Here is a 5,866-nt window from a genome sequence, read left to right as displayed (position 1 = left end):
ATGCCCACGCCGAGCGGATCCGGCCAGGCCGCGGCGCCGTTGAAGGCGATCGTCGCCGCCGTCAGCAGCCAGGCCGTCTGGCGCAGCAGGGGGAAGGGGATGCGGATCCAGGTCAGCAGCAGGTTCAGGGCCAGAGCCACGCAGATGCCCGCGTCGATGCCGACGCGGGCACACGTAGCTGAAGTTCCCTAAGCCTGTGTGGAGGGCCAGCTCGCGGACGGCCGCGTACGAGCCGGCGAAGCCGATGATCACGGCACCGGCCACGACCACGCCGATGAGAACGCGGTGCGTCTGGGTCAACCGGCCATCTGGCTATCCCCGGCAGTCACGTCCCACTCCCCCGTCACAACGTGATCAGAACCGCCTCGCCCTCTTACGCGTACGTCTGCCACTCCACGGCCTGTGGGGCCTCCTTCTGCAGATCGAGCGGAGGCCCCTGTCCGGCTCACGTCGTCGTTTCCACGGAGGACGACGCAATGATCTCCGCGTACTTCACGGGGTTTCGTTCTTGCCCGAACTGGGCCAGGAGACGGAGCAATTCGAAGAACGCTGGCTCTTCCATCTTGCGCACAAGGTGCATTGCGATGAACGACGGATCGTCGTAGGGCAACGGGCGGGGCTGTAGGTCTCCGTTGTCCGCTGATTGGTCGGGCGGACGCTGTTGAGTAGCCCTCTGTTCCGGCACTCCCTGCTCAGGCTCGGGATCCTGCTTCTTGGACTGGAGGTTTGCTGCCGGGAAGTTCTCCACCGTACTGCGGGTGATTACGCCGTAATCACCCGCGCCGCCGTCCGACTGGTGTGCAGTCGGGTCCTCCCCTGGGGCGTCCTCCGGCGCGGGGCGCGACCTCGCGCGTACCTGGTCTTCCTTACGTGCCCGCTCCGCCTTCAGCTCTGCCAGCGTCGCCTCTTGTTGCTCAGCGGGCTTGTTACCCACGGCACGCAGCAGGTCGATGGGTTCTTGCCCGATCCGGGCCTGCAGTTCAGGAGTCAGGTTGAGGAGTGACAGGCGTTGGGACACCCATCCTTGTGAGCGATGCAGCCGCTTGGCGAGAGCGCGCTGACTGCCATGAATGGCCAGGAGCCGTTGCAGCGCACGCGCTTCATCAAGTTCTTCGAGATCCTGGCGATGGATGTTGGCGACGAGGGCGGATTCCAGGAGTTCCTCGGAGGTAGCGCCTTGCTCGTCACTGACCATGACCTTGAGCGTGGCCAGCCCGGCTTCGCGGGCGGCGGCGAGCCGACTGCTGCCGTCGATGACCACATAGGTGGTGTCCTTTTCGAGGTCGGCTTCGCGGTCGGGGTTGGCCTGGATGTACGCATCACGGTGCATCACCGTGATCGCCTGCTTCTGGCCGTGCGTTCGGAGGCTGCCTGCGAGGTCGGTGAGGTCTCCGAGGGCGGACCGGGGGTTGTCAGGGTTCGGGTTGATGCGGTGGAGCGGGAGTTCTGTGGGCGGGGCGACGCCATCGGTCGGGACTCCGGTCGCGGCGGCGACGGCTTGGCGCCGTGCGCTGACGTTGCGGACTCCCCCGCCGAACCGGCCGCTGCCCAGCTGGTCGGCTTTGCTCACAGCACCTCCCTGGCGAGGGCGCGCATGCCGACTGCCTGCTGCGACTTCGGTGCGTAGGACAGCAACGGCTTTTTCACCCGGACTGCTTCTTTCTGTTCTTTGAGGTCTCCGATGAGTCCGATAACTCGCGGATCCTTTATGTCGACCCACCCCTGAAGGGATGACGTGGCGATGTAGCCGCGGCGGGAGTCGTACAGGTTCACCACGATGCCGAGGTAGTCAATGTCGACCTGGAGGTCGTTACGCAGATCCTCGATCTGCGTGGTGAGGAGCTCGTAGGCGTCGGCGGAGCTGTCTTCGGCCTGGACAACGATGAGGGCTCCGGACTGTCCGGGCTTCTCGGTGTCGCGACGGCGGCCGTAATAGGCGGCGGCGTCCATGCTCAGGCCGAGGCTGGGAGGGCAGTCGATGATGATTACGTCGTAATCACCCTCGAGCGGGGCAAGGGCCCGCTCGAGGGCGGCCTCCCGGGCACGGACTGCAGACAGCCGCACGTCTAGCAGGAAGGCGTCATTGCAGGCGGGCAGCAGGTGGAGTCGGTCGGCGAAGGTGTCCTCATCGATGGAGACGATGAGGTCCCTGAGGTCGCCCTTCGGGTCGCCGGCCATGTGGTTGGTGAGGCTGTCGCCGTTCAGCGGCAGGGGGGTGGCACCGAGTTGGTTGGTGAGGTGGCACTGAGGGTCGAAGTCGACGAGCAGGACTCGCTGCCCAGGACCGGGCAGGTTTTCGATGTCGAGAGCACCATCGTTCATGACAGCATCGCCTGCTTCAGTCTCACTGGCACGCAGGGCCTTGGTGAGTGCCTTGGCTACGCGCACGGGATGCAGGGAGTTGGCGTCTTCGGCGAGTGCCTCACCGAGTCCGGCGGTGATGGCGGTCTTGCCGACTCCGCCTTTCTGGTTGCAGACGATGATGCGTCGGGTGATGGCGGGGCGTTGGACATCCGGAGTGGGATGGGTGTCGAGCCAGAGCTGAACGGACTGGGCGAGCCCTTGGATGAGGGAGACGCGCCGGTCCGTGGCGGTCTGGCGGAACTCCTCCCACTGTCCGGCAGGCAGGAAGGTGGAGAAGGAGTCGGCGCCTGCGGTGTCGAGCATCGCTGGAGTTGAGGCGAGGCTGCACCAGTCGTTGATGCCTTGTTCCACTGCGCTTTGGATGTCGATGCCGAGCTGCGCTGCTCTGATCTTGAGGTTCTGCCGGAGCTGCCCCGGCAGTTTGGATACGACCTTCTCGCGGTCGCTTGGGGTGGCTGAGGTGCTCATGGTGAAACCATACTAACGTGATGGAGGAATGGGGCTCGATGGAACGTTAGCAAAACCAAGTTGCTGCATGGGTAGCTGCCATGCCACTGATTACGGCGTAATCACTATGCCACCGCGCACTCCCTACGCCGATGATTACGCCGTAATCAGCCATCGCATCGCCTTTCCAGCTGAGCAGCACACGCAGATCTGCGCACAGGGCGGAGCAGAAGAGGACCGAAGAGGCGGCTCGCACGGGGATGTGGCTGCCGGCCGGAGTCGGACGCTTACTCAGGAGCTGGCTCCTGGGACGCTTACTCCGCAGGACGGACCGCTGATCCGAGACAGCACACCGCCGAGCTGATCCCTGGTGACCACTGGGTCGTAAGAGCGAGTCAGCGTCACCTCACGATTGCTGTTGGCCACCAGAGGCACAGGCCAGGTATTGAGCTGGTCGGGGGAGTGGAGCAGTGAGCCCTCTGCTGGGGCGATTACGTCGTAATCACCCCAGCAGCTGGGACGCCAGCATCAGTTGCCGTCCCAGCGCGGCAGCGGCAGCGGTGCCGCGAGCGCCTCCTCGCCCCTCTCGTACGGACGCGCTGTGAGACGGCCTGCCTTTGCTGAGTTCATGCATGCCGTTGCTAGGCGGATCCGCGGCCGACAGGCTGTGTCCGGGTCTCGCAGTGGGGGAGTGCCTCTCGATCTGGTCCAGTCAGGACTTCACGTCGTCCTCCTCATCCAGAGCCGCTCGGTGCTCCAGAAGCCGGCACGCGACCGGAGTGTCAGCACAAACCAACGAGACGTCTCCTCCTGCACATAGCGCTCGACGGCGGCTTGGACCGCCGCTTGCGACTCCGCAAGAAGAACCGCCTCAGGAGTGCGGCGCACGCCGGAAGGGTCCGTCCGGCCGTTGATGACCGGCCTCGGCTTGCTTTATGGCGGCCTCGTCCCACTCACAGGGTCGGCGCTCGCCGCTTTGCCGTTGGATTCCCGAACGGAGCGGACTGCTCAGGTGTCCCGTACGTGCAGTACCTTCTGCACGGCAGTCACGTTAGCCCACGTCTGTTGTAAGGGGCTGGATCAGGACCGAACACCGTCCGTTGAAGACTGGGTGTCCCTCGTCGTTCCGTCGCCTGGTGAGCGCTGACCGAGAAGCCGCAGCGCTCCACAGTCGCCACCCGTGATGCGGTTCGAGCAGAGAAGCAAGACACCACCGGCGACCGCATCATCATGAAGAAGTGACAGGGAAGCCAGGAGGATGAGGGATCCGCTGAGTCCGTACCGACAGCATCTGGCACGTTACGTAGGAGACCCCGTGCGCATCACCGTCACTGTCGACGATCCCACACCTGAGTTCCAGGACAAGCTCCTCGCCCTCCTCGCCGAACACGCCGACGTGGTTGAGACCGACACTTCCTGGACCGAGGAACGCGCCACCCACTACTACCGGATGCTCCCCGGCCGCGCCCGACGTATCGTCAAGGAGGCCGTGGAGCGTGGCGGGATGGTGTCAGCCGACGCTCTCCGGGACACGCCGGACGACAGCCTGCGCGGACATAGCGCTCCGCTGAGTCGGATCCTTCAGCGTGGCAAGATGCTGCGGCGCTGGCCCGAGGCGATGGAGCAGCCGGTGACAGCCATCGGGCCGGGTTTCGGCAAGGTTGGGGGATACGAGATCACCGCCGAGCTAATCCCCGTCTTCCAGACCGCCATCCGCACTGTGGAGAAGTGAATGACCACTGCGATGTCGTGATCGTCCACGGGCTCAGTCGTCACGCACTGCGGCGCCTTGGGAAGAGACCTCCCACCATGTCGGTGAGCAGTGGCGGGGCTCAGCGGACTCTGTCGTAGACGAGGGCCAACGTGCCGTGCTCGCCTGCGGTCTGGCTGACGAGGGTCCACTGCTCTGAGGGAAGGCCATCCTCGATGAGGCGCGGTCCGTCGCCGAGGAAGACCGGGAAGATTGTGAGTGCCAGCCGGTCGACCTTGCCGGCTGCCAGCAGCGCCTTGATGACGCTCGCGCTGGAGAGCACGAGAATGTCGCCGCCTCGGTGGCCTTGAGGTCCGCGACCGCCTCGGCGGTCGGCTTGTCGACGATCGTAGTCCGCTTCCAGGAAGCGTCACTGAGGGTGGAGGAAAGGACCACCTTGTCGGTGGCGACGAGCCACTTCGCAAGGGAGTCGTCGCGCGGGTCGGTACCCTCCATGCCGATGACGGTGGGCCAGAAGCCGAGGGGCTCTCGCCGTTGACCCGCCCGAGCGGAGCCGTTGTTGCAGGCTCCCAGAGACCGGTCAGGTGGTCGCGGGTGATATCGGTTAGGGCGTACGGCATCACCCAAGCCATGTCCTGAGAGTCTCCTAGTCGGGCGTAGCGGCCGTCGAAGGAGAGGGCCATGTTGGTGACGACCCTTCGGCTGGCAGTCTGCGCTGTCACTTGGTGCTTCTTGTGTCGGTGTGGCTGCCGTCGGCGTCGGTGCCGACGGTGTCGTGCGAGTCTGCGGCGAGGGTTGCCGCGAGCCGGTGTCGGTGGGCCGGAGGCAGAGATCGGCGTGGGCGGTGAACGCGAGGGCGCCGCCGGGGAGCAGCGGGAAGAGCCGGTAGGCGAGGCGCTCACCGGGGCGTATGGCGTCGAAGACTCCCTCTGCGCGTCCGGCGACTAGGTCGGAGCCGTCGGTGTCCTGTGCGTCGCGGTACTCATGGAAGATTCGTGCGCCTTCTCGCGCTGCGAAGACGAGTTCAGAGATGTGAAGGCCATCGGGCGTCCACCAGCGGGCGAGTAGTGAGGTCTCGGTCAGATGGCGCCAGACGACCTCGGGACGGCCCGTCACCGACCGCAGGAACCTGAAGGAACGGCCGTCGGCCCATCCTGGCTCCTTCGCGGCGAGCCGCTCCACGCGGATGCTGAGCCCGTAGCGGTCCTAGTACTCCAGTTGCAGTTCGCTATCTCTGCTGGTCAGAGGGGCCTTCTTGAGTCTATTCGGCTGCTGTGGCGCCTGGTGCCGGAAGTTCGTAACCTCCACCGCAGCGGCGACGGTAGTGGCAGCGTCGTGCGGTTT

3 protein-coding genes and 2 pseudogenes are annotated in these 5,866 nt (G+C 65.3%); 1 reads left to right on the top strand and 4 read right to left on the bottom strand.

Annotation, left to right across the window (positions count from 1 at the left end; translation table 11 throughout):
- The 3 genes and pseudogenes from ABTZ58_RS39655 to ABTZ58_RS39645 form a co-directional block, all read right to left on the bottom strand.
- Positions 1–270: pseudogene (locus tag ABTZ58_RS39655) on the bottom strand (DUF2637 domain-containing protein); the annotation flags it as partial.
- A 175-nt stretch (positions 271–445) separates the two neighbouring features.
- On the bottom strand, positions 446–1,570 hold the full coding sequence (locus ABTZ58_RS39650; protein ID WP_351368257.1) for a ParB/RepB/Spo0J family partition protein: 1,125 nt from the start codon (positions 1,568–1,570) through the stop codon (positions 446–448).
- Complete coding sequence (locus ABTZ58_RS39645; protein ID WP_351368254.1) at positions 1,567–2,832, bottom strand: ParA family protein; 1,266 nt, start codon at positions 2,830–2,832, stop codon at positions 1,567–1,569. Before ABTZ58_RS39645 ends, ABTZ58_RS39650 begins: the two co-directional genes overlap by 4 nt.
- 1,294 nt (positions 2,833–4,126) lie before the next feature.
- On the opposite strand from ABTZ58_RS39645, the gene ABTZ58_RS39640 reads away from it, so the two are divergent.
- A complete protein-coding gene (locus ABTZ58_RS39640) occupies positions 4,127–4,543 on the top strand; it encodes a hypothetical protein (protein WP_351368251.1) in 417 nt (138 codons plus the stop codon).
- A gap of 100 nt (positions 4,544–4,643) precedes the next feature.
- Here ABTZ58_RS39640 and ABTZ58_RS39635 read toward each other — a convergent pair.
- Positions 4,644–5,205, bottom strand: a pseudogene (locus ABTZ58_RS39635) (dihydrofolate reductase family protein).
- Positions 5,206–5,866 lie beyond the last annotated feature (661 nt).

Origin of the sequence: Streptomyces sp. NPDC094143 (genome assembly GCF_040303825.1) — a bacterium.
Lineage (GTDB): Bacteria > Actinomycetota > Actinomycetes > Streptomycetales > Streptomycetaceae > Streptomyces.
This window is presented reverse-complemented; position numbering and strand designations above follow the sequence as displayed.